The sequence below is a fragment of the Rhodocyclus purpureus genome, assembly GCF_016653115.1.
In the GTDB taxonomy this organism is placed as follows: domain Bacteria; phylum Pseudomonadota; class Gammaproteobacteria; order Burkholderiales; family Rhodocyclaceae; genus Rhodocyclus; species Rhodocyclus purpureus.
Genome location: NZ_NHRX01000006.1, coordinates 37035 through 60475, shown reverse-complemented (window position 1 = coordinate 60475; position 23441 = coordinate 37035). Strand labels below are relative to the sequence as shown.

Annotated in this window: 16 protein-coding genes; 1 reads left to right on the top strand and 15 read right to left on the bottom strand. The window is 67.9% G+C overall.

The features are described 5' to 3' along the window. Window positions 1-635: 635 nt before the first annotated feature. From CCR84_RS00525 to CCR84_RS00510, 4 genes are read right to left on the bottom strand one after another with little or no spacing between them, the layout of a single operon-like run. Window positions 636-2642, bottom strand: a complete 2007-nt coding sequence (locus CCR84_RS00525) for a TonB-dependent receptor plug domain-containing protein (protein ID WP_201208984.1) — start codon at window positions 2640-2642, stop codon at window positions 636-638. Further along, complete coding sequence (locus tag CCR84_RS00520; RefSeq protein ID WP_201208983.1) at window positions 2639-4945, bottom strand: hybrid sensor histidine kinase/response regulator; 2307 nt, start codon at window positions 4943-4945, stop codon at window positions 2639-2641. The genes CCR84_RS00525 and CCR84_RS00520 overlap by 4 nt, the downstream gene beginning before the upstream one ends. After that, window positions 4942-5538: a YfiR/HmsC family protein gene (locus tag CCR84_RS00515; RefSeq protein WP_201208982.1), complete on the bottom strand. Its 597-nt coding sequence runs from the start codon at window positions 5536-5538 to the stop codon at window positions 4942-4944. The genes CCR84_RS00520 and CCR84_RS00515 overlap by 4 nt, the downstream gene beginning before the upstream one ends. After that, a complete protein-coding gene (locus CCR84_RS00510; protein ID WP_201208981.1) occupies window positions 5535-7037 on the bottom strand; it encodes an ATP-binding protein in 1503 nt (500 codons plus the stop codon). Before CCR84_RS00510 ends, CCR84_RS00515 begins: the two co-directional genes overlap by 4 nt. Before the next feature lie 135 nt (window positions 7038-7172). Between CCR84_RS00510 and CCR84_RS16750 the strand changes: the two genes are divergently transcribed. Then, complete coding sequence (locus tag CCR84_RS16750) at window positions 7173-11336, top strand: SNF2-related protein (protein ID WP_201208980.1); 4164 nt, start codon at window positions 7173-7175, stop codon at window positions 11334-11336. Window positions 11337-11907: 571 nt separating this feature from the next. On the opposite strand, the gene CCR84_RS00500 is transcribed toward CCR84_RS16750, so the two are convergent. The 11 genes from CCR84_RS00500 to CCR84_RS00450 form a co-directional block, all read right to left on the bottom strand. Beyond that, a complete protein-coding gene (locus CCR84_RS00500) occupies window positions 11908-12717 on the bottom strand; it encodes an alpha/beta hydrolase (protein WP_201208979.1) in 810 nt (269 codons plus the stop codon). 136 nt (window positions 12718-12853) lie between these two features. Continuing rightward, complete coding sequence (locus CCR84_RS00495; RefSeq protein WP_201208978.1) at window positions 12854-14146, bottom strand: DEAD/DEAH box helicase; 1293 nt, start codon at window positions 14144-14146, stop codon at window positions 12854-12856. 288 nt (window positions 14147-14434) lie between these two features. Further along, the gene (locus tag CCR84_RS00490; RefSeq protein WP_201208977.1) at window positions 14435-15625 is read right to left on the bottom strand and encodes an O-succinylhomoserine sulfhydrylase; all 1191 of its coding nucleotides are present in this window, start codon (window positions 15623-15625) and stop codon (window positions 14435-14437) included. A gap of 5 nt (window positions 15626-15630) precedes the next feature. Further along, window positions 15631-17160: an amidophosphoribosyltransferase gene (gene purF / locus CCR84_RS00485; protein ID WP_201208976.1), complete on the bottom strand. Its 1530-nt coding sequence runs from the start codon at window positions 17158-17160 to the stop codon at window positions 15631-15633. A 9-nt stretch (window positions 17161-17169) separates the two neighbouring features. After that, window positions 17170-17661 (bottom strand): CvpA family protein, encoded by a 492-nt coding sequence (locus tag CCR84_RS00480; protein ID WP_201208975.1) that lies wholly within the window; start codon window positions 17659-17661, stop codon window positions 17170-17172. Continuing rightward, window positions 17658-18332, bottom strand: coding sequence for an SPOR domain-containing protein (locus CCR84_RS16665; protein ID WP_201208974.1), 675 nt, complete (start codon window positions 18330-18332; stop codon window positions 17658-17660). The genes CCR84_RS00480 and CCR84_RS16665 overlap by 4 nt, the downstream gene beginning before the upstream one ends. A 53-nt stretch (window positions 18333-18385) precedes the next feature. Further along, window positions 18386-19765, bottom strand: a complete 1380-nt coding sequence (gene folC / locus CCR84_RS00470; RefSeq protein ID WP_201208973.1) for a bifunctional tetrahydrofolate synthase/dihydrofolate synthase — start codon at window positions 19763-19765, stop codon at window positions 18386-18388. Continuing rightward, on the bottom strand, window positions 19762-20634 hold the full coding sequence (accD, locus tag CCR84_RS00465) for an acetyl-CoA carboxylase, carboxyltransferase subunit beta (protein ID WP_201208972.1): 873 nt from the start codon (window positions 20632-20634) through the stop codon (window positions 19762-19764). The genes folC and accD overlap by 4 nt, the downstream gene beginning before the upstream one ends. Further along, window positions 20631-21443: a tryptophan synthase subunit alpha gene (trpA, locus tag CCR84_RS00460; RefSeq protein ID WP_201208971.1), complete on the bottom strand. Its 813-nt coding sequence runs from the start codon at window positions 21441-21443 to the stop codon at window positions 20631-20633. Before trpA ends, accD begins: the two co-directional genes overlap by 4 nt. Before the next feature lie 15 nt (window positions 21444-21458). After that, window positions 21459-22664, bottom strand: coding sequence for a tryptophan synthase subunit beta (gene trpB, locus CCR84_RS00455; RefSeq protein WP_201208970.1), 1206 nt, complete (start codon window positions 22662-22664; stop codon window positions 21459-21461). A gap of 151 nt (window positions 22665-22815) precedes the next feature. Next, window positions 22816-23436 (bottom strand): phosphoribosylanthranilate isomerase, encoded by a 621-nt coding sequence (locus CCR84_RS00450; protein ID WP_201208969.1) that lies wholly within the window; start codon window positions 23434-23436, stop codon window positions 22816-22818. Window positions 23437-23441 lie beyond the last annotated feature (5 nt).

Genomic DNA, 23441 nt, shown 5'->3' with positions numbered 1-23441 from the left:
GCACTGGATCGCCACGCCCTACGGGCTCGCGATGACGCGCTATCTGGATTGCCACGCGCTGCGGGCTCGGATGAGGCGCCGCTATCCCGTCATTGCGAGGCGCGTAGCGCCGTGGCAATCCAGTTCGGTCCGCTGTCTCGTCGCCCTTGCCAGCCATCCACGGGCAACCCGATACCAGCCCTGGCACTGGATCGCCACGCCCTGCGGGCTCGCGATGACGCGCTATCTGGATTGCCACGCGCTGCGGGCTCGGATGACGCGCCGCTATCCCGTCATTGCGAGGCGCGTAGCGCCGTGGCAATCCAGTTCGTTCCTCCGTCCCCTCGCCCTTGCCAGCCATCCACGGGCAACCCGATATAGGCCCTACGCACTGGATCGCCACGCCCTACGGGCTCGCGATGACGCGCTATCTGGATTGCCACGCGCTGCGGGCTCGGATGAGGCGCCGCTATCCCGTCATTGCGAGGCGCGTAGCGCCGTGGCAATCCAGTTCGTTCCTCCGTCCCCTCGCCCTTGCCAGCCATCCACGGGCGACCCGATACCAGCCCTGGCACTGGATCGCCACGCCCTGCGGGCTCGCGATGACGGGCTGTTGCTCCGCGCAGAGTCTTTGCTTCATCCCTTCGCAGTTCTCATCAGAAGCGCAGGGTGGCCTTGAGGCGCAGGCTGCGCCCGAGCTGCGGCGAAGCCCAGCGCGACAGGCCACCGGCGAGCGACTCGGCGACCGGGTCGTAATAGCGGTGGTCGAAGACGTTGTAGATTCCGAGCGCCAGGTCCCAGCGCTCGCCCGGAGGAACGTAGAGGAGGTTGAGATTGACGAGCGTGTAGGCGCCGATCTCCTCGCTGCCGGAGGCCGCCTTGCGCGCCGCGACCCATTGCGCCTCGGCACCGGCATTGAGGTAAGGCAGGCCGGTAGGTGCGGCAAGATTCGCCTTGAGCATGTGGCGCGGCGAGTTGTCGAGGCTGCCCGCCTCGTCCTGCGCACGCTGGACCGAGTAATTGGCACGCAGCCGCAGGTCTCCGGACCAGCGTTTCTCGTATTCGACCTCGAAACCGCGGGCGTGGACCGCAGTGTCGTTGCTCGCCATACCCTGCGCATCGGTCCTGATCATGCCGTCGACCTGGAAGGCGTAGAGCGACGAGGTGAGGCGCGCCGCCTGCCCGAGCGACTTCTCCCAGGCGAACTCCAGCGACTTCATCTTCTCGCTGCGCAGGCCGGGATTGCCGTAGGGAGGCAAACCGGCCGGCGAGTAATAGCGCTCATCGACCGAAGGCGAGCGGTAGGCGGTTCCCCACAGCGCCTTGAAGATGCCGGGCTGACCTGCGTCATGAACGAGGCCGAGACGCGGGCTCCAGTGGCTGCCGGAAACGGAAGTCCAGTCGTGGCGCAGGCCGGCGGTGAAGAGCGTCGCCGGCCCGACCTGGATTTCGTCCTGGACGAAAGCAGCCAGCTGATGCGCGCTGCGCCGGTCGTCGAGGCAGGCAGACGCCCCCTTGTTCGGATAACAACCGTAGCCGAGGTCCGTGTTCTCCTGGTCCTGCCTGGAATCGGAACGGTATTCGAGACCGAAGGTGAGGCGCTGCTCGCGCAGTCCGGTGACGACGAGGTGGTTGTCGAAGCCCCACCACTGGCCGCGCATCCGGTCGCGGTTGATCACGCGCGGATCGGACGGCGAGAGCTGCGAGTAGTCGTACGGAAACTGCCCCTCGTGCGTGTAGTCGCCGACATACAGGCGCTGCTGCAGCGTGGCATGCGCACCGAGCCGCCACTCCTTGGCCAGGTCGACCAGCGAGTAGCGGTCGAAGGCGAACAGGCCCTTGTCGTCGAAGATGGTGCCGAAGCGGCCGGTGGGAACGATGGCCTTGCGCTCTCCATTGATGAGGGTCAGGCGCCAGTCGGAGCCGCGGGCGCGCAGGAAGAAGCGCTTGCCGTTCTCGGCGCCGACGCCATGCGCGGTGGCACCGACGTCGTCGAAGCGCAGGCTCTGACCGTCGCTATCGAAGCCGCTGGCGGAGACCATCACGTCGGCACCGCCGACCATGCCGCCCCACGACAGGCGGCCTTGCTGCTCCTTGCCGCTGCCGACGCTGACGCCGGCTTCGCCGCCCGCCATGCCCTGCCCGCTGCGGGTGACGACGTTGATGACGCCGAACATCGCGTCGCCCCCATAGACCGAGGCACTCGGGCCGCGCACGACTTCGATGCGCTCGACCAGGTCGAGATCGAGCGGGAAGCTGTCCTCGACCGGCGCGCTGGAGAACACGCTGTCGTTGAGCGAGGTGCCGTCGATCAGCAACTGCAGGCGCGGACGGAAATCGCCCGGCAGCGAGATGCCGCGCGTGCCGGCATACTCGTAGGCATGGTTGCTGGTGACGTTGAAGCCCTGCAGCGAGCGCAGCGCCTCGCCGAGGGTGCGCCAGCCGTAGATGCGGATGTCCTCGCGCTTGATGATCGAGACGACCGAGGGGATCGCGTCGGCGTTCTCGGCGAATTTCGGCATCGAGATGATGCGCAGCTCGACCAGCTGGTCGAGCGGCGTGTCGATGGCGTCGATCTCGGCGCAGGCACTCTTCGTGGCGAGCGTGGCAAGGACGGCCAGCGGAATCGCCAGCCAGGCAAACGGCGGGGCGCGCCTTGTCATGATGCGGAGACACTCCAGTTCCGGGCTGCGGCGAGTGCGCGCAGACGCGAAGCGACGCGGTCGAAGGCGAGCGCGCCGAGTTCGTCGCCGATGGCGTCGATTTCACCGGCGAGGCGGGTACCGGCGAGCGCCTCCTTCAGCTCGTCGAAGCGGGCAATCGCGTCGTACAAGTGCGCCTTGAGCATCGGCAGCAGCTCCTCGACGATGGCAGCAGCCTTCGTGTCATCGACTTCCTTGCTGCCGATGCTGGTAGCGACGAGTTCAGGTTTCCCGTTGCCGGCCGACGGCAGCCAGCGCGCCAGCGCGCCGGCCAGGACGCCGTAATCGATCGGCTTGCCGACGAAGTCGTTCATCCCGGAATCCAGGCAGCGCTGGCGATCGGCAGCGAAGACGTTGGCGGTGACGGCAACGATCGGAATCTGCGGGCGCTCCTGCCGCGCGAGCCATTCCCTGATCTGCCGGGTGGCCTCGTAGCCGTCCAGCTTCGGCATGCGCAGGTCCATCAGGATCAGATCGTAGCGGGTACCGGCGCCGATCGCCGCCACGGCCTGCTCGCCGTCCTCGACCTTGTCGCAGCTGCAGCCCATCCGGGTGACCATGGTTTCGATCAGCGCCTGGTTGGAGGAGTTGTCCTCGGCGATGAGCACATGGCCGCGCAGTCGCGGCAGGGCAGCCTCCGCCGGGCTGTGCACCTCCGTGCCATCGTGCGCGACCTGCACCTGATCGCGCTGCAGCGTCTGCAAACGGACGCGAAACCAGAAACGCGAACCGTGGCCAGGCGTCGAGCTGACGCCGGCCTCGCCGTCCATCAGCAGTGCCAGCTTGCGCACAATGGAAAGGCCGAGACCGGTCCCGCCGAACTGGCGCGTGGTCGAGGAGTTGACCTGCGAGAAAGGCTGGAAAAGGAGCGGCAACCTGTCTTCGTCGATGCCGATGCCGGTGTCGCTGACGACGAATTCGAAGTCGGCGTACGTGTCGCTGGCCGCGCTCTCGTGCAGGGACACCTCGACCCCGCCGCGCTCGGTGAACTTGATCGCGTTGCCGATCAGGTTGTTGAGCATCTGCCGGAGCCGGGTGGCATCGGCGAAGACATGGCGGTCTTCGTCCAGGGTGGCGCCAATCTTCAGGTCGAGCTGCTTGCGCCGTGCCGACTCGGCGAAGACAGCGACGCTCTCGGCGAGCAGCCGCGCCGGCGCGCACTCCATGTACTCGAGCTGAATCTTCCCCGCTTCGACCTTGGCCAGGTCGAGGATGTCGTTGAGCAGGACCAGCAGGGTGTTGCCGGAAGAAAGGATAGTCCGCGCGCAGGACAGTCGCTCTTCCTCGCTGGCGTCGCGCAACAGCAGGATCTGCGCCATGCCCAGGATGCCGTTCATCGGCGTCCGGATCTCGTGGCTCATCGTGGCGAGGAACTCGGATTTGGCGCGGTTCGCATCCTCGGCGCGCAGGGCGTTGGAACGCGCTTCCGCGGCGACGATTTCGAGCCGGCGGGCGTTTTCCTTGAGCTGCGCTTCGAGTCGTTCGCGGCGCTCGATTTCCTGGGCGAGCGCCGCGTTGTCTTCCTTCAGCCGCTGGCGGTTGGCCTGCAGTTCGTCGTCGCGCGACGAGATTTCCGCCAGCATCTGGTTGAAGGCATCCGCCAGCTGGCCGATTTCGTCTTCGCCGTACTTCCTGGCCCGCTGCAGATAGTTCTTGCTCGCCGCGACCTCGCGCGCGGTCGCGGTCAGGTTGGCCAGCGGTGTGAGGATGGTCACCAGCAGCCGGCGGGAGATCCACTGGGAAATGAGGAAGGCGAGCAGCGCTCCGGCCAGATAGATGGCGGAGCCGGCCAGCATCTCGTCCCAGAGGGGCCTCAGGCTGGCGCTCAGGACGACCGCGCCGCTGACCTCCCCTTGCCGCTCGACCGGAACGCTGATGGTGGCATGGGAAAGGCTGAGCCGGCGCATGAGTGAGGGCGAGAAGGTTTCGATCGCCGTCGCCGCGTCCGGCACCTGCGTCTCGTCCCGGTCGAAGGCGTGCAGGCGGCTGCCGTCGGCAACCAGCAGGCGCGCGGCGACGATGTCGGAATGGCTCGCGAGCGCCGAAAACAGCAGACCGGCACCGGCGCTGTCCTGAAAATCGACGACGGCGGAGGCGTTGAAGGCAATCACCTCGGCGACCGACTGCAGTTCCCGCAACTTGCCTTCGCGCTGCTGCTCGAACTGGCGGACGGCAAAGAATGCAAACACCAGGAGCAGGCTGATGCCGACCGACGCGGCCAGCACGCCCGCGAGCTTCTTCTGGATCGACGGCGAGGCGTTCATCGCTGCCCCCCCGACAGCGAACGCGCCAGGCGCAGCATCGGCGTCGCGGCCTTCAGTCCGGCGCGCGCGATGGCGTCCGTGTTGATGTCGAAGACGACGCGACCATCGCTACGCGCCAGCGCGATGGCACCGCCCTGGCGAATGAAATTCTCGCCGTCGCCGGTGATCAGGAGCGGCTGTTTCAGCGCCTGCTGCAGCATCTCGGCACCGCGCGCGGAATCGCTGTCGGCGATGAACAACTGCTGGCAGCCGGCCAGCTGATCGGCGCTGACGACCTTGTGGATGAGCAGCGGCCGGCCGCCGATGCTGCGTCCCTCGTAGCCGGCGAGCAGTGGCAGCAGCGTTTCCCGGCCGTAGAGGCAGATGTTCAGGTTGGCCGGATTGCCCGGCCAGTCGATGTACTTCATGAAGCTGATCAGGTAGGCCGCCTTGATCTGCGCCTCGGACGCCCCTTGCGCGAAGGCCTCTTGGGCAAGAACACAGACCAGCACCACAGCGAGCAGCCAGAAAGGTCGGCGCAGTCGATCGCTCGGTCGCCTGCGCCGGCACCCCAGGTCGCCGTCAGGCGCTGCCGCGCGCCGGGAAAAGCTCACGAACTGCCCTCTCCCAGTCCCGGATGGCGGGCGATCGCCGCGCGCAGCAGTGCGTCGACCTCGTCGAAGGCGAACTCGTCGAGCGCCTGATCGAAGCGGGAAATCTGCAGTCCGAGCAGTGGGTCGAGGATCGATCGCGCTTCGCGGCACGCCTTGATCACGTTGAAATCGCCGTCGGCGAGGAGGCGCTGCAGGTGGCCCAGGCTCTGCTTCACTTCTTCGGTGACCGCCAGCTGTCGTGGCGCGCCAGAGGATGCCGTCTGCTGCGCCGCGGCTTCACGCCGATCCGGCTGATCCGCGGTCGTCGGTTCATCGCGCGGTTCGGGGTCCGGGCGCAGCGGCAGGCTTGCCCAGAAGCGGCTGCCCTCGCCCTGCCTGCTGTCGACCCCGATCCGGCCGCGCATGCCTTGCACCAGGTGCCTGTTGATCGCCAGGCCGATACCGAGGCCGCCGTACCTGCGCGTGCGCGACGCATCCACCTGCGTGAAGGCGTCGAACAATCGCTGGCGTTGATCGTCGGCGATGCCGATACCCTGGTCCTCGACTTCGATCCGCAGCAGCAGGCGATCGCCCGACTCGCCTTCGCCCCGCACGCGGATCGTGATGCAGCCACGCTCGGAGAACTTGATCGCGTTGGAGACGAAATTCTCGATGAGCTGCTTGATACGAGCCGGCGCGCCGCAGAGCACATCGGGCAGTCCGGGTTCGACATCGAGGACCAGTTTCAGTCCCTTGGCAGCGGCCTTCGCCGCAAACAGCTCGACCACGTGATCGAGCAGATGCGTCATCGAGAACGAGATGCCACCGCAGTCGCTCGCTTCGCTTTCCGTCTTCGACACTTCGAGGATGTCGTTGATCATCGACAGCAATTCGCGACCAGACTGGGAAATCTTCCTGCTCTTCTCCTTCAGGGCGGGATCGGCAAGTTGCCGCTGGATCAGGTCGTTCATGCCGAGCATGATGTTGAGCGGGGTACGCAGCTCGTGACTCATGTTGGCAAGAAAAACGCTCTTCGCCCGATTGGCGACCTCGGCATCGTCCTTCGCGGCCAGCAATTCGGCGGTGCGCTCGGCCACCAGTTCTTCCAGCCGCTCGCGATGCGCCTCGAGCTCGCGCCGCAGCGACTCGCGTTCGCACAGGTTGCGGATGCGTTGGCGCGCGGTCTGGATGTCGATCGGCTTGTGCAGGTAATCGACGGCCCCCAGTTCCAGCCCGCTGACTTCGGAACCGGCGTCGGCCAGCGCGGTGAGGAAGACGATCGGGATCGAGGCGAGCTGCGGATCGGCCTTGAAGCGACGACAAGTCTCGAAGCCGTCCATGTCCGGCATCATCACGTCGAGCAGGATCAGGTCGGGAGGCGCACTCGCCGCGATGTCGAGGCCGGCCTGGCCCGAAGTCGCCAACTGGAAGGCGAACTCGCCGGACAGCGCGCTCGCCAGAACCATCAGATTCGCAGGCGTGTCGTCGATGGCGAGGATTCGCGGTCTTGGCTGTGGCATTGGGGTTACTGTGGGCGCATAGGCACTGCATCGTAACGCTAGCCCATCAGCTTTTCAATTCGGCCATGCGCGAGCGCGATGGCAGCGCGGGCTGAGTGAGATAATGCCGTCCCTCCCTTGCCCGTGAGATCCAACGTGCCGCGCCAAGCCATTCCCGAAGATCTTTCCGCCGTCGAGCAGCAGACACTCGGCGCGCTCGCCCTGCTGTGGGGCGGCAGCACGCGCACGCACCTGCCCGAGCTGTTGCGCGCTCTGGGTGCGCGCAACCAGGAAGGACAATGGCTCAACAGCACCGAGGTGAAGGCGGCGACCGACGCGCTGATCCGGCGCGGACTGGTCGAGGAAAAGCCTGACCGCCGGGGATACTTCCGGGTGCGCGAACCTGCGCGCAGCGCTGCCTACCTCGACCTGCTGCGGCGACTGCCAGGCGAACAGTTGCGCCGGACGGTCTTCGACGCGCTCAAATTCCGGCCAAGCGGTAACACCTGGGGCTGGCCGCTGGCGGGCATCGATGCCTCGGCAGCGGTCATGCGCGTCAGCCTGCTGAGCGACACGCCCGGCGAGATGCTCGCAAAGATCGAGGGAAAATTCTCCTCCCATTACGATCAGGGGCGGGTGCTCGGGGAGGCCTTCGACAGCACGCTGGACGAAGCGACCCTCAGGCGCCTGCCGGAAAAGTGGCGCGAGACGCTGATCAGCGGCCAGTTGTACGGACTACGCGTCTATTGGCAGGCGAAGCACCTGCCGCTGCTCGACTGGCTGCGACAGGCCCTGCTCGATCCCGGCTGGGATCTGTCGCCGGATATCCGTTATCAGACCGCCGAGATCCTGCTGCACCGTGGCTACCGTGAAGGCGTGCTGGGCTTGCTGGCGGGCGTCGACAGCGCCCATGCCGACGCCCTGCGCGCCGCGCTGCTGTCGCAGGAAGGTCGCTGGCAGGAGGCTGACACCGGCTTTGCGGCTGCGCTGAAGCGCTTGCGCCAGGAAACCGGGGTACGCAAGGTGGCGCTGCGCTCGGGGGTCGGCATGTACCACGCGCTCACGCTGCTGGCGCAGCAGACGCCGGACAGCATCGAGGCAGCACGCAAGCAGTGTCTGGCCAATTCCGGTGCACGCAAGCCCGGGCCGTTCGTCGGCTGGGGCCTTTGGGTGCACGCTGCCGAGGTTCGCCTCGGCCACGCCGCCCTCGAACCCGGCGCGTTCGCGATGGATTCGAAGGATCTGCGGGAACCCGACTGGACCAGCTTGTGGCGCTGCCTGCTGCGCGCCTGGCTGGGCCCGGCGGTGGCGCAGCCGGCCGGAGAGAAGCCACGACTGAACGCGGTCAGCGAAAGCGAGGTGATCGTCCGTCTGCGCGAGCGGCTGCAGGCCTGCGGCTTTGCCTGGCTCGACGCCCAGGTGGCCGCCGCCGAGGCGGTCCATGCCGGCGGCGAGGCCCCGCCCGGCTTCTTCGCATGCGGCGGCCAGGAAAGCTGGCGCAACGTCCTCGTCTCGCTGCAGGCACTGGCCGAAGAGGCGGCTGGCGTGGAAGACGCCAGCCGCATCCAGTGGGTGATCACGATCGATGACGCAGGCTACGTCGAGGAGATCGTTCCGTTCGAGCAGAAACGCGGACGCCGCGGCTGGGGCAAGCCCAAGGAGATGAGCCTCGCCCGGCTCCACGGCAACGAGAAACTGCCGCCTTGGGATGCCCGCGTCGCCCAAGCCGTCCGCGTCAACCCCTACCACGCGAGGAACCTGCACATCGATCGCGCCGCCGCGGTGATGGCGCTGATCGGTCATCCCTCGGTCTTTCTCGCACACGCGCCCGACCAGCGCGTCGACGTCGTCGAGGGCGCACCGGCGATGGAGGTCATCAGGCAGGACGACGGCTACCAGATGCGCATCACGCCGCCACTGCGGCGAGGGTTCAATGCGCAGCACACCACCGACCCCGAACAGAAGCGCGAGATCGAGGCACTCAACCTGATCACCGTCGTCCAGGACACGCCGCAGCGCATCCGCGTCATCCGCTTCACGGAGGCGCAGAAGCGGGCGGCCAGCCTGCTCGGCGAACGGCTGCACCTTCCCGTCAGCGCCGAGGGCGAATTGCAGAAGACCCTGCGCGCGCTCACCGGCCATTTCGCGATCCAGTCGGACCACGCCGCTGCAGCGCGCGAGGTGGTCGCCGAGTCGCGGCTGCGCGCCGAACTGTCACCGGCGGGAGACGGCCTGATCCTGCGCCTGGTGGTGGCGCCGCTCGGCGAGGACGGACCGCGCCTGTTGCCCGGGTCGGGACACGAGCAGATCATGGCGGCGATCGCAGGCGAAGCCGTGGGCACCCGGCGGGATATCAGGAGCGAGCGCGCGCATCTCGACGCGGTGCTCGATGCGCTGCCCTTCCTCAGCGCGCCGGGGCAAGGCGCGATCGTCGCCGAATGGCTGGTCGAGGACCCCGAACAGGCGCTCTGCCTGGTCGAGACGCTGCCACAGCTGGCGGCGGTGGCGGGGGTCGATTGGCCCAAGGGCAAGTCGGTGCGCGTGCTGCCGGTCGACTCGGCACAGCTCGCCGTCTCGGTGCGCAGCGAGCGCGAATGGTTGCGCGTCTCGGGCGAGGCGAGGCTCGAGGAGGGTCTGGTGCTGCAACTGCAGCAGTTGCTCGAATGGTCGAGCAGCGGCAAGGGACGTTTCCTGCCGATGGGCGCCGGTGTCTACGCCGCGCTCACCGACCGGCTGCGCGCACGCCTGGCCGACCTCGCCGCGGTCGCCGAAGCCGGAGAAAATGACCTGCGCGTTCCGGCGCTGGCTTCGGCGTGGCTCGACGAAGCCGTGCAGGGAACCGAGCTCAAGCTCGACCGCGCCTTCCGCGAACGCGTCGCCCGTCTGCGCACGGCAGAGGAGCAGCAGCCCGTGCTGCCGCGCAACCTGCAGGCCGAACTGCGCCCGTACCAGGAAGACGGCTACGCGTGGGCGACGCGGCTGGCGGCAGCCGGCTTCGGCGCCTGCCTTGCCGACGACATGGGCCTCGGCAAGACGCTGCAGGCGCTGGCGCTGCTGCTCGCACGCGCCGAAGGCGGTGCGGCGCTGGTGGTCGCGCCGACCTCGGTGTGCGGGAACTGGCTGGCGGAGAGTGCGCGCTTCGCCCCCTCGCTCGCGATGCAGTTCTACGGCGAGGGCGACCGTTCGGCGATGATCGAAGCCGCCGGCCCCGGCGACGTGATCCTCGTCTCGTATACGCTCCTGCAACAGTCGGCCGAAGCCTTTGCCAGCCGCAACTGGCACACGCTGGTCGTCGACGAGGCGCAGGCGATCAAGAACGCCGCAGCCAAGCGCTCGCAGGCAATCTTCGAGCTTGCCGCCGACTTCCGCCTGGCACTGTCCGGAACGCCGGTCGAAAACCGGCTCGCCGAACTGTGGTCGATCATGCGCTTCTGCAATCCGGGGCTGCTCGGCACGCTGACGCGCTTCAACCAGCGTTTCGCCGCCCCCATCGAGCGCAACCGCGACCGCGATGCCCAGCACGTCCTGCGCCGGCTGATCGCGCCCTTCGTCCTGCGCCGCACCAAGGCCCAGGTCCTGCAGGAACTGCCACCGCGCACCGAACTGACGCTGACCGTCGTTCCGGAAGCGGACGAAGCCGCGCACTACGAGGCCTTGCGCCGCATCGCCGTCGCCGAGGCGGAAAGCGCAGTTGCCGCCGACGCTCCCGGAAGGGCCGCTCAGGCACGTTTCAACATCCTCGCCCAGCTGACCAGGATGCGCCGCGCCGCCTGCGACCCGCGCCTGACCAGCCCCGACCTAGGCATCGTCGGCGCCAAGGTGCAGGCTTTCGCCCGGCTCGCCGTCGAACTTTCGGCCAACGGCCACAAGACGCTGGTGTTCAGCCAGTTCGTCGATTTCCTGGCGCTGCTGCGCGCGCCGCTCGACGCAGCCGGAATCCGTTACCAGTATCTCGACGGATCGACGCCGGGTGCCGAACGGAGCCGCCGGGTGGCCGCATTCCAGCAGGGCGAAGGCGACTTCTTCCTGATCAGCCTGAAGGCCGGCGGCTTCGGTCTCAACCTGACCGCTGCCGATTACGTGGTGATCGCCGACCCGTGGTGGAACCCGGCAGCGGAAGACCAGGCGATGGGGCGCGCGCACCGCATCGGCCAGTTGCGGCCGGTGACAGTCTATCGTCTGGTGACGCAGGGCAGCCTCGAAGAACGCATCGTCAAGTTGCACGGCGAGAAACGCGCGCTGGCCGAGGGCATCCTGGCTGAAGGCGAAGGCGCCGCCCTCCCCTCGACCGACGAACTGATCGCGCTGATCCGGGGCTGACGATCATGGCGAGTCGTGCAACCGCCGAGCATGAGCCATTCACTGCCGTCATTCCGAGGCGCGCAGCGCCGCGGCAATCCAGTTCGTTCTTCCAGTTTCGTGGCCTCGCCAATTCGGGCGACCCGACAGCTGCCCTACGCACTGGATCGCCACGCCCTTCGGGCTCGCGATGACGCGCTGTCTGAATCGCCACGCGCTGCGTGCTCGGATGACGCGTCGCTATCCCGTCATTGCGAGGCGCGCAGCGCCGTGGCAATCCAGTGCGTTCTTCTGTCTCCTCCCGCCATCCACGGGCGACCTGATACGAGACCTACGCACTGGATCGCCACGCCCTGCGGGCTCGCGATGACGCGCTGTCTGAATCGCCACGCGCTGCGTGCTCGGATGACGCGTCGCTATCCCGTCATTGCGAGGCGCGCAGCGCCGTGGCAATCCAGTGCGTTCTCCAGTTTCGTGGCCTCGCCAACTGACGGACTGGCGCCGCTCCCACGAAAAAGGCTGCCGCGACATCGGCGTCTCGTGGGAGGGCAGGCAGGCCCGAATCGAGGACGGCCCACGCCGCTGTTTCACGTCAAGCGGGCAGGCTCACCCGCTTGCCGATCCAGGTGTGGATGTGGCGGGCGACGTTTTCCCATTTCGGGTCGAGCATCAGCATGTGTCCGAGGCCCTCGGCACGGTGCAGGTCCGCGTTCCAGGTCGAGGCCATGAAGTGCAGGTCGGAGGCAGGGAAGACCGCATCCTCGGTGCCGCCGAGGACCAGCGTCGGCAGCTTGCGGCGGCGATAGGACAGCCGGAACTCCGGCATCGCCAGTTCGGAGACGGCGAGCTGAGATTCGGCGCCGATCATCGGCAGGTACTTGCGCGCTTCGGAAGCCGGCATCTCCGGCGAGAAGTAGATCTTCTGCAGCAGCGCGGCGACTTCCTCGGAAAACTGTCCGCTCGTCACCGCGTTCATCGCATCGAGGAAGTTCGGATGGCGCAGGCTCAGCCGCACCGCGCTGCCGACGGTTCCCGTGGCCGGCACCGGCGAGAGGAAGATCGCCGCCTGCGCGTCTCCCGAGGCCAGGAAGCGCTCGACCACCCGCGAGCCCATCGAGTGCCCGATCAGCGTCACCGGGCCGCCGATCTCCTGCACTGCCTGCTGCAGGTCGGCAACGTATTGATCGATGCCGAACTCGTGGATCTGGTCGCGCCCTTCACTGCGCCCGTGACCGGACAGGTCGATCGTGTAGCAGTCGTAGCCGTGCTGCTGGAAGAAGGGAACGAAGTGGTATTCCCAGCAACTCGAATCGACGTAGCCGCCATGGATGAAGAGGAGCGGGGTCTTGCCACCGGCGCTGGTCGCCGGGAATTTTTGCAGGTGAATTTTTCGGCGTTTCATGATTTTCGGGTCGTTTCCTTGCCGGCACGGTTCCCGGTCGCCACGCGGCGGCGCAGGCTTGCTGCGTGCGTGGCGCTTATCTTACCGCACTGGCGGGACATCTTCCTGCACGAGCTGGCACTGTTCCCCGTGCCTGCTAGCGGTGGCGCATGCCGCTGCGCGGCGCGCCGGCGGCTGGACGTGAGGGCGGCTTGCCACGCGCGGCCGGCTGCGCGGCACGCGGCTTGGGGCTGCCGGCACGCCCGCCGGAACGCGGAGCGTTCGAACGCATCTGGATCGGTTCGGGGCGGATGTGCGGGTCGGGCTCGTAGCCGGGGTGGACCTGCTTCTCGATGCTCCTGCCGAGCAGTCGCTCGATGTCGCGCAGGAGCTTGTGCTCGTCGACGCAGACCAGAGACACGGCTTCGCCGGGGCTGCCGGCACGACCGGTGCGGCCGATGCGATGCACGTAGTCCTCGGCGACGTTCGGCAATTCGAAGTTGACGACGTGCGGCAACTCGTCGATGTCGATGCCGCGCGCGGCGATGTCGGTCGCCACCAGCACGTGCAGGCGGCCGTCCTTGAAGCCGGACAGTGCGCGCGTGCGTGCATTCTGGCTCTTGTTGCCGTGGATCGCGTCGGCCTCGATGCCGGCCTTCTGCAGCTTCTCGGCCAGCGCATTGGCGCCCCACTTGGTGCGCGTGAATACCAGCACCTGCGGCCACTGATGGGTGCGGATGAGCTCGACGAGGAGGTCACGCTTGCGTTCGCGATCGACCGGGAAGACCGTCTGGCGGACGAGTTCGGCGGCGCTGTTGCGGCGCTCGGCCTCGACGTAATGCGGCTCGTGCAGGAGCCCTGCGGCGAGCGCGCGGATTTCGTCGGAGAAGGTCGCCGAAAAGAGCAGGTTCTGCCGTTTTTTCGGCAACAGCGCGAGCACGCGGCGGATGTCGTGGATGAAGCCCATGTCGAGCATGCGGTCGGCCTCGTCGAGGACGAGGATCTCGACCGACGAGAGGTCGATGGTCTTCTGCTGGGCATGGTCGAGCAGGCGCCCGGGGGTGGCGACCAGGATGTCCACGCCGCGGCGCAGTGCCGCGATCTGCGGATTGATGCCGACGCCGCCGAACATCACCATCGACTTCAAGGGCAGGTTGGCGCCGTAGGTGCGCACGCTTTCCTCGACCTGTGCCGCCAGCTCGCGCGTCGGCGTCAGGATCAGCGCACGCAGGCGCGGCGCGCCGCTACGCGGCTTGTTCGCCAGCAGTTGCAGGATGGGCAGGGTGAAGCCGGCGGTCTTGCCGGTTCCGGTCTGCGCGCAGGCCATCAGGTCGCGCCCGGAGAGAACGACCGGAATCGCCTGGCCCTGGATCGGGGTCGGCGTCGTGTAGCCCTGCGCGGCGACGGCCGACAGGATCTCGGGGGCGAGCCCCAACTGGGAAAAGTGCATGAAGAAGAGCTCCTGATCTTCGCGCGCCGGCGAGCGCAGGAGCGCTTCGGCAAGTCGGCAAAGACGGTGAATTCGGGTGAAGGCCCGGTGCCGTCGGCAGGATGGCCGGCGGCACCGCATGAGCCTGATGAGTCCGCGAGGAGGCCGAAGGTGTTCGGTGGCGGAGGTCGGCGTTCACCGCTGCGGCGGCTGGCCTGATGAACGCCCGGCGGGCGGTGCGCCCTGTTCGCGAATGAAGCGGATTGTAACACGTCGTCGCCGCCTTCCCGAGGCGGCGGCGACGTGAGCTCAGATCAGCGCCAGCCCGCGCGCGAGGTCTTCCTGCAGGTCAGCGACGGCTTCGAGGCCGACGGCGACACGCAGCAGGCTCTCCTCGATGCCGGCGGCGGCGCGCTGCTCGGGCGAGAGCCGCCCGTGCGTCGTCGTCGCCGGGTGCGTCAGCGTCGTCTTCACGTCGCCGAGGTTGGCGGTGATCGACAGGAGGCGGCAATTGTCCACCACCTTCCACGCTTCCGCGCGTCCGCCCTTCACCTCGAAGGAAACGATCGCCCCGCCGCTCTTCTGCTGGCGCAGCGCCAGTTCGTGCTGCGGGTGCGAGGGCAGCCCCGGGTAGAAGACGCGGAGGACCTTGGGGTGCGCCTCCAGCCAGCGCGCCAGTTCGAGCGCCGCCGCCGACTGCGCGTGCATGCGGATCGAGAGCGTCTCCAGTCCCTTCTGCAGCACCCAGGCGTTGAACGCCGACAGCGTCGGACCTGCGGTGCGCAGGAACTTGAACACCTCGTCGGTGAGCTTCTTCGGACCGACGACGGCGCCACCGAGAACGCGGCCCTGCCCGTCGAGGTACTTGGTCGCCGAGTGCACGACGAGGTCGGCACCGAGCTTGAGCGGCTGCTGCAGGATCGGCGTGCAGAAGCAGTTGTCGACGACGAGCAAGGCGCCGTGGGCGTGCGCGATCGCCGCCAGCGCGGCGATGTCGGCGATGCCGGTGAGCGGATTGCCCGGCGTCTCCAGGAACAGGAGCCGGGTGTTCGGGCGCAGCGCCGCCTGCCACTCGGACAGCTCGCTCTGCGCGACGAAGCTCGTGTCGATGCCGAAGCGCGGCATGATCCCGCCCAGGAGTTGCTGGGTCGCGCCGAACACTCCGGACGAGGCGACGATGTGGTCGCCCTGGCTGCACAGCGCCATCACCAGCGACATGATCGCCGACATCCCCGACGCCGTCGCGACGCAGGCTTCAGCGCCTTCGAGCGCGGCCAGCCGGTCCTGGAAGACGGCGACGGTGGGGTTGGTGAAGCGCGAATAGACGTTGCCGGGGACTTCGCCCGAGAAGCGCGCGGCGGCCTCGGCGGCGCTGTTGAAGACGAAGCTCGAGGTCAGGTAGAGCGCCTCGGCGTGCTCGTTGAATTGGCTGCGCACCTGGCCGGCGCGCACCGCGAGGGTCTCGGCGTGCAGATCGTCGAAAAAGTTATCTTCGCTCACTGGTATCACTGCTCCGCCGCGATCAGGTTGAGCTGCATCTGCGGCGCGGCGGCCTCCTCGACCGGCTGCGGGCGCGGCTTGCCGCCGCGCGCCGTCTCGATCGCGTCGAGGTATTCCGGGGAAACGTCGCCGGTGACATAGATGCCGTTGAAGCAGGACAGGTCGAACTGGGTCAGCTTGGGGTTGAGGTCGGTGACCGAAGCCTTCAGCGCGTCGAGGTCCTGATAGACGAGCGCGTCGGCACCGATCTCGCGCGCGATTTCCTCGTCGCTGCGGCCGGTGGCGATCAGCTCGCCGCGCGTCGGCATGTCGATGCCGTAGACGTTGGGATAGCGCACCGGCGGCGCTGCCGAAGCGAAATAGACCTTCAGCGCACCGGCGGCACGCGCCATGTCGACGATCTCGCGGCTGGTCGTTCCGCGCACGATCGAGTCATCGACGAGCAGCACGCGCTTGCCCTTGAACTCCTGGCCGACGGTGTTGAGCTTCTGCCGGACCGACTTCTTGCGCGTCGACTGCCCCGGCATGATGAAGGTGCGGCCGATGTAGCGGTTCTTGACGAAGCCCTCGCGGTAGGGGATGCCGAGCTTCTGCGCCAGCTGCATCGCCGAGGGGCGGCTCGAATCGGGGATCGGGATGACGAGGTCGATCTCCTCGACCGGGATCTGCGCGGCGACCTTGTCGGCCAGGTACTCGCCCATGCGCAGGCGGGTCTCGTATACCGAGACGCCGTCGATCACCGAGTCGGGACGCGCCAGATAAACGTACTCGAAGATGCACGGCGCGTAGGTCGGCTTGTCCGCGCACTGGCGCGCATGGAACTGGTGCTTCAGGTCGATGAAGACCGCCTCGCCGGGCTCGACGTCGCGCAGCACACGGAAACCGAGCGTGTCGAGCGCCACCGACTCGGAGGAGAGCAGGTATTCGTCACCCTCGGGGGTCTCGTTGATGCCGATCACCAGCGGCCGGATCCCGTAGGGGTCGCGGAAGGCGAGCAGGCCGTAGCCGGCGATCATGGCGACGACGGCGTAGGCGCCGCGGCAGCGCCGATGCACGCCGGCGACCGCGGCGAAGATGGTGTCGAGGTCGAGCCGGCAGCCGCTGGCCACCCCCTGCAGTTCGTGCGCGAGCACGTTCAGCAGCACTTCGGAATCGGAGTTGGTGTTGATGTGGCGCAGGTCCTGACGGTACATCTGCTCCTTGAGCTCGTCCGTGTTGGTCAGGTTGCCGTTATGCGCGAGCATGATGCCGAACGGCGAATTGACGTAGAACGGCTGCGACTCGGCGAAGTTCCACGCCGACCCGGCGGTCGGGTAGCGGCAGTGCGCGACCCCCATCTCTCCGGGCAAGGCACGCATGTTGCGCGTGCGGAAGACGTCACGGACGAGGCCAGGCCCCTTGTGCAGATGGAAGGTGTTTCCCTCTGCCGTGGCAATCCCTGCCGCGTCCTGCCCGCGGTGCTGCAAGACCATCAGCCCGTCGTAAAGCAACTGGTTGACCGGTGTGGTCGCGACGACCCCGAGAATCCCGCACATAATTTTTCCTTACCTGAATCGAATTCGTTTGGCCGCTTCCGCGGGCAACCACGGACGCGCAGCGAGTACAGCAACTTCCAGCGGCGGTGACAGCGCCGCCTCGTTCCACCAACGTTCCTTCGGCAGCGCGGTCATGCCGCCGATGGCGACGATGACGAGCACGATCAGCAAGCCGCGCGCGGCGCCGAAGAAAATACCGAGCACGCGATCGGTGAGCGACAGACCGATCGCCTTCAAGAATCCCTGCACCGCCAGCCGCACCAGCGCCAGCAGCACGATGGTCACGACGAAGACCGCGGCCCAGCCGGCAACCAGGCGCAGCGTCGGGTCGCCGATGCTGCCGAAGGCGAGCACGGCGACCTCGCCGCCCCACGCCTTGGCAGCGAAGAATCCGCACACCCAGCCGGCCAGCGCGATCAGTTCACCGACGACACCGCGCCACAGGCCGAGCGCTGCCGAGGCGGCCAGGGTGCCGATCGCCACATAGTCAAAGACCGTCATTGCTTCCCGGCCACCACGCCATCGACGCCGATCTTCTTCATCCGTTCGAGTGCCTTTTCGGCGGCCTCACGACTGGCGAAGGGGCCGGCGCGAACGCGCGTCTTCACCCCCTGCGGCGTCTCGCGCGGCTCGGTGAAGGTTTTCACGCCGAGCTCGCCGAGCTTGCCTTGCAGCTGCTTGACGTTGGCCTGATTGCCATAGGTGCCGATGAGGATGACGTAGTCGCCCGTTCCCGCGTCCGCCTTGCCGACCGGCCTGCCTTCGAGCAGGCTTTGCGCACGCGCCGCGTCGTCCACCGACCGGGTGGCGGGCTTCTCCGCAGCTTTGTCGGTAGGCTTGGCTGCCGCATTTTCGGCAGGCTTGGCTGCAGGTTTTTCGGCGGGCTTCTCCGGCGCCCCGGCGGCCGCTGGCTCGGCGGCTGACTGGACACCGGTTTCCTCGTCGGGTGGCGCGTCGGCCGGCGGGGTGGACGGCGGCTCCAGGCGTCCCGGTTCGAAAGCCGGCTGGTCGAGCGAGGGAATGCGGATTTCCACGTCCTGCGCCGGCAGGGGCTCCTCGTCCATCACCATCGGCAGGACAATGGCTGCCAGCCCGGCAAAGGCGATGGCTCCGACCAGGCGGCGACGGGCCTGCTTCTTGAGCAGGATTTGCGCGTCGGAAGTATCGGGCATGAGCGGCGAATGGGGTTCGGTAAGCGGATCCGACGATCGTGGGCGGACCCGCCTCAGCGCAGGCGCCCGAGTTCGCGCAGCAGCGCGGCGACCGTGAGGAAGGATCCGAAACCGACGATTCTATCATCTTCACCGGCCAGACTGAGGGCACGCGCAAGCGCGGCCGCCGGCGCGTCGCTCCCCGCGAAGCACTCGACCGTGCCGCCGAGGCCGCCGGCGACCACTTCCGCGAGCCGGGCAGCCGGCGCCGCGCGCGGACCATCGAGGTCGGCGCAGAGCCAGAGATCGACCTTGCCGGCGAGTGGCGCCAGTGTTGCCTCGATGTCCTTGTCGGCGAGCATGCCGACCACCGCCAGCGTGCGCCGGTAGAAGCCCATCCCGCCGAGACTGTCGGCAAGCCCCTGCGCCGCCTGCGGATTGTGCGCGACGTCGAGGATGACGGTCGGCCGGCCGGGGACGATCTGGAAACGCCCCGGCAATTCGACCTCGATCAGCCCGCGGCGGACTGCCTGCATCGAGACCGGCAGACGCTCGCGCAGGAGTTCGACCGCGGTGAGCGCTGACGAGGCGTTTTCGATCTGGTGCGCGCCGCGCAGGGCGGGCGGCGCCAGTCCGCCACGGCGCAGGATGGCTTCGCCATCGGCGGCGGCAGCCTCGTGTCGGCGCAGCCACCAGGTCCATTGGCTGAGCGTTCCGGGCGGCGCACCGGCCGGCACTTCACCAGCGAAATAGCCGAAATCTTCGCCGATCCGGTAGAGATCGGCACCGATCCTCGCCGCGTGATCGAGCAGCGTAGACGGCGGCGATGGCTCGCCGCAGATCGCAGGCCGGCCCGGGCGGAAGATGCCGGCCTTCTCCAGGCCGATCGCCTCGCGCGTCGAACCGAGCCAGTCGGTGTGGTCGAGCGCGACGCCGGTGACGATCGCGCAGTCCGCATCCCAGGCATTGACCGCATCGAGCCGGCCACCCAAGCCGACTTCGAGGACGATCACGTCGACTCGCGCGGCGGCGAAGGCCTCCCAGGCCGCCAGCGTGCCGAACTCGAAATAGGTCAGCGCGATCTCGCCGGCCGCGCGCCGCGCCGCCTCGACGCGCGCGAAGGCCGCGCACAGAACCGCGTCGTCGGCCGGCTCGCCACCGATGCGCACGCGCTCGTTGTAGTCGATCAGGTGCGGCGAGGTATAGCAGCCGACCCGGTAGCCGGCTGCCGTGTAGATCGTCTCCAGGTAGGCCGTGGTCGAGCCCTTGCCGTTGGTGCCGCCGACGGTGATCACCGGGCAGAAAGGCTGCTGCCCGAGCGCGTCGCGCATGGCCAGGACGCGGTCGAGGCCCAGTTCGATCCCGGCCTGCCCGCGCGGGTGCAGGCTCTCGAGGTGGACGAGCCAGTCGGCGAGCGTCGCCGGCGTGCCCGTCGCCGTGCTCGGATCGCTCACGCCGCCGCCGGCAACTTCTGCAGCAGCGACAGCAGGGTCGCCAGCTTGTCCTTCAGTTCGCGCCGGTCGACGATCATGTCGATCGCGCCCTTGTCGAGCAGGAACTCGGAGCGCTGGAAGCCTTCGGGCAGCTTCTCGCGCACGGTCTGCTCGATCACGCGCGGACCGGCGAAACCGATCAGCGCGCCGGGCTCGGCGATGACGATGTCGCCGACGAAGGCGAACGAGGCCGAGACGCCGCCCATGGTCGGGTCGGTGAGGATCGAGATGAACGGCTGCTGCACCTGCGCCAGACGCGTCAGCGCCGCCGTCGTCTTCGCCATCTGCATCAGCGAGAAGAGCCCTTCCTGCATGCGCGCGCCGCCCGAGGCGGTGACGCAGATGAAGGGGATGCGCTGCTCGATCGCGACCTGGACGCCGCGCACGAAGCGTTCGCCGAGCACCGAGCCCATCGAGCCGCCCATGAAGTCGAATTCGAAGACGGCGAGGACCGCCGGCTGCTTGCGGATCGTGCCGCACATCACCACCAGCGAGTCGGACTCGCCGCTGCTCGCGGTCGCGTCGCGCAGGCGGTCGGGGTAGCGCTTGCTGTCCTTGAAGCGCAGCGTGTCGGCCGGCAGCACCTCGGCGCCGATCTCGGTACGCCCGTCGGCGTCGAGCAGGAGGTCGATGCGCTCGCGCGCGCCGAGGCGGTTGTGGTGGCCGCACTTCGGGCAGACGTTGGCGTTGTTGGCCAGATCGGTGGCGTAGAGCACCTCCTCGCACGACGGGCACTTGCTCCACAGGCCTTCCGGCAGTGTCGAGCGCCGTGCGCTGCCCGGCTCGGCACGCTTGATCTTCGGCGGCAGGATCTTCTTCAACCAGCTCATGCTTTTTCTCCGGCGGCATCGATGCCGCGACGCAATTCGGCGACCAGCGCCCGCACCCGGTCGATGAGCTCGCCGGGCCCCGATTTTTCGATTTCCTCGATGATGCGGCTGCCGACGACGACGGCGTCGGCGACCGCGGCGACAGCGCCGGCGGTGGCCGCGTCGCGGATGCCGAAGCCGACGCCGACCGGAACCCCGGTGCGCGCGCGGATCTCGGGAATGCGCGCGGCGACCGCGGCGACGTCGAGCGCCGCCGATCCGGTGACGCCCTTCAGCGACACGTAGTAAACATAGCCCGAGGCATGCGTTCCGGCCTCGGTGATGCGCTGCTCGCTCGATGTCGGCGCGAGCAGGAAGATCGGGTCGAGCTCATGGCGGCGCAGCGCGGCGACGTAGTCGGCGCTCTCCTCGGGCGGGTAATCGACGACGAGGACCCCGTCGACGCCGGCGGCCTGCGCGCGCTCGGCGAAGACCTCGACCCCCATCGCCTCGACCGGGTTGGCGTAGCCCATCAGCACCACCGGCGTCTCGCTATCCTGCGTGCGGAACTCGGCGACCATCGCCAGCACCTTGCGCAGGGTGACGCCCTTTTCGAGCGCGCGTTCGGAAGCACGCTGGATGGTCGGGCCGTCGGCCATCGGATCGGAGAAGGGAACGCCGAGTTCGATGATGTCGACGCCGGATTCGACCAGCGCGTGCATCAGCGGCACGGTCAGCGCCGGATCGGGATCACCGGCGGTGATGAAGGGGATCAGCGCCTTGCGGCCCTGCGCCTGGAGGCGTGCGAAGGTGGCCTGGATTTTCGACATGGGGGCTCGCTCGAATCAGAAGTGGATGCCGGATTTTTCGGCGACGGTGTGCATGTCCTTGTCGCCGCGACCGGAAAGGTTGACGAGCAGGATGCGGTCGCTGGGGAGCGTCGGCGCCAGCCGCATCGCGCAGGCGATGGCGTGGCTCGATTCGAGCGCCGGGATGATTCCTTCGAGCCGGCACAGGTCGTGGAAGGCCGCGAGCGCCTCGTCGTCGGTGACGGTCTGGTATTCCGCGCGGCCGCTATCCTTGAGGTAGGCGTGCTCGGGGCCGACGCCCGGATAGTCGAGGCCGGCGGAAATCGAGTGCGTCTCGATGATCTGGCCGTCCTCGTCCTGCAAGAGGTAGGTGCGGTTGCCGTGCAGCACGCCGGGACGACCGGCGGTCAGCGAAGCCGCGTGGTGGCCGCTGTCGACGCCCTCGCCCGCGGCCTCGGCGCCGATCAGGCGGACGTCGGCGAACGGGATGTAGGGGTAGAAGATGCCCATCGCGTTCGAACCGCCGCCGACGCAGGCGATCACCGCGTCGGGCTGGCGCCCGGCGACTTCGGGCATCTGCACGATCGCCTCGCGGCCGATCACCGACTGGAAGTCGCGCACCATCATCGGGTAGGGGTGCGGGCCGGCAACGGTGCCGATGATGTAGAAGGTGTCGGAGACGTTGGTCACCCAGTCGCGCATCGCCTCGTTCAACGCGTCCTTGAGCGTCTTCGAGCCGCTCTCGACGGCGCGCACCTCGGCGCCGAGCAGCTTCATGCGATAGACGTTGGCGGCCTGCCGGCGCATGTCCTCGGCGCCCATGTAGACGACGCACTGCATGCCGTAGCGCGCGGCGACCGTGGCCGTGGCGACGCCGTGCTGGCCGGCGCCGGTCTCGGCGATGACACGCTGCTTGCCCATGCGCCGCGCGAGCAGCGCCTGGCCGATGCAGTTGTTCACCTTGTGCGCGCCGGTGTGGTTCAGGTCCTCGCGCTTGAGATAAATCTGCGCACCGCCGCAGTGCTCGGTGAGCCGCCTGGCGTGGTAGATCGGGCTCGGGCGGCCGACGTAGTGCTTGAGTTCATACTCGAACTCGGCGACGAAGGCGGGATCCTTCTGCGCTTCGGCGTACGCCGCCTTCAGCTCGTCGAGCGCGGCGATCAGGGTTTCGGAAACGAAGACGCCACCGTACTGGCCGAAGTGGCCGCGGGCGTCAGGCTGGTCGTAGGTGATGGTGGTCATGAGCTATCTCGTTGAGCGTTGGCGGGCAAGGGTGTGCAGGGAAAAGCGCACCTTCAGGTGTGCTTGGCCATGAAGTAACGCCAGTACCTGCGCGTCCTGCCACCGGAAAACCTGCGCATGACAATCCTTTCGCTGATCGAAACGCCATCGCTCAAACGTCCGCCGCCCGTACCGCAGCGACGAACGCGCGCACCTTGTCGGCGTCCTTGATGCCTTTTGCCGCCTCGACCCCCGAGGACACGTCGACCGCCGCCGGCCGCAAGCGGCGGACAGCCTCGCCGACGTTGTCGACTTGAAGGCCGCCTGACAGGATCAGCGGCCGCGCCAGGGACTGCGGCACCAGCGACCAGTCGAAGGTCGCGCCGCCGCCGCCGTAGCCTTCGACGAAGGCATCGAGCAGGAGCGCCTGCGCCGACGGAAAGGCAGCCGCGTATTGTAGCAAATCCAGCCCCGGCCTCACGCGCGCCGCCTTGATGAAGGGGCGGTCGAACTGCCGGCAGAAGGCGTCGTCCTCGTCGCCGTGGAACTGCAGGAGGTGGATCGGCGTCGTCGCCAACGTCCGGCGGATGGTGTCGGCATCGGCATTGACGAACAGGCCGACGATGCTCATGAACGGCGGCACCCGCCGCGCCAGTTCGGCAGCGCGCGCGGGCGTGACGTGACGCGGGCTGCGCGGATAGAAGACGAAACCGATCGCTTCGGCGCCGCTGTCGGCGACCACATCGACGTCCTCTTCGCGGGTCAGCCCGCAGATCTTGATGCGCGTGTGCATGGATT

Excerpts from the sequence above, each read along its gene's own strand:
- CCR84_RS00495 (WP_201208978.1), bottom strand. The coding sequence starts at position 14,146 with ATGCACTTTTCCCAGTTGGGGCTCGCCCCCGAGATCCTGTCGGCCGTC.
- CCR84_RS00450 (WP_201208969.1), bottom strand. The coding sequence starts at position 23,436 with ATGCACACGCGCATCAAGATCTGCGGGCTGACCCGCGAAGAGGACGTC.
- CCR84_RS16665 (WP_201208974.1), bottom strand. The coding sequence starts at position 18,332 with ATGCCCGATACTTCCGACGCGCAAATCCTGCTCAAGAAGCAGGCCCGT.
- CCR84_RS00510 (WP_201208981.1), bottom strand. The coding sequence starts at position 7,037 with ATGCCACAGCCAAGACCGCGAATCCTCGCCATCGACGACACGCCTGCG.
- trpA (WP_201208971.1), bottom strand. The coding sequence starts at position 21,443 with ATGTCGAAAATCCAGGCCACCTTCGCACGCCTCCAGGCGCAGGGCCGC.
- CCR84_RS00480 (WP_201208975.1), bottom strand. The coding sequence starts at position 17,661 with ATGACGGTCTTTGACTATGTGGCGATCGGCACCCTGGCCGCCTCGGCA.
- trpB (WP_201208970.1), bottom strand. The coding sequence starts at position 22,664 with ATGACCACCATCACCTACGACCAGCCTGACGCCCGCGGCCACTTCGGC.
- purF (WP_201208976.1), bottom strand. The coding sequence starts at position 17,160 with ATGTGCGGGATTCTCGGGGTCGTCGCGACCACACCGGTCAACCAGTTG.
- CCR84_RS00520 (WP_201208983.1), bottom strand. The coding sequence starts at position 4,945 with ATGAACGCCTCGCCGTCGATCCAGAAGAAGCTCGCGGGCGTGCTGGCC.
- CCR84_RS00500 (WP_201208979.1), bottom strand. The coding sequence starts at position 12,717 with ATGAAACGCCGAAAAATTCACCTGCAAAAATTCCCGGCGACCAGCGCC.
- accD (WP_201208972.1), bottom strand. The coding sequence starts at position 20,634 with ATGAGCTGGTTGAAGAAGATCCTGCCGCCGAAGATCAAGCGTGCCGAG.
- CCR84_RS00525 (WP_201208984.1), bottom strand. The coding sequence starts at position 2,642 with ATGACAAGGCGCGCCCCGCCGTTTGCCTGGCTGGCGATTCCGCTGGCC.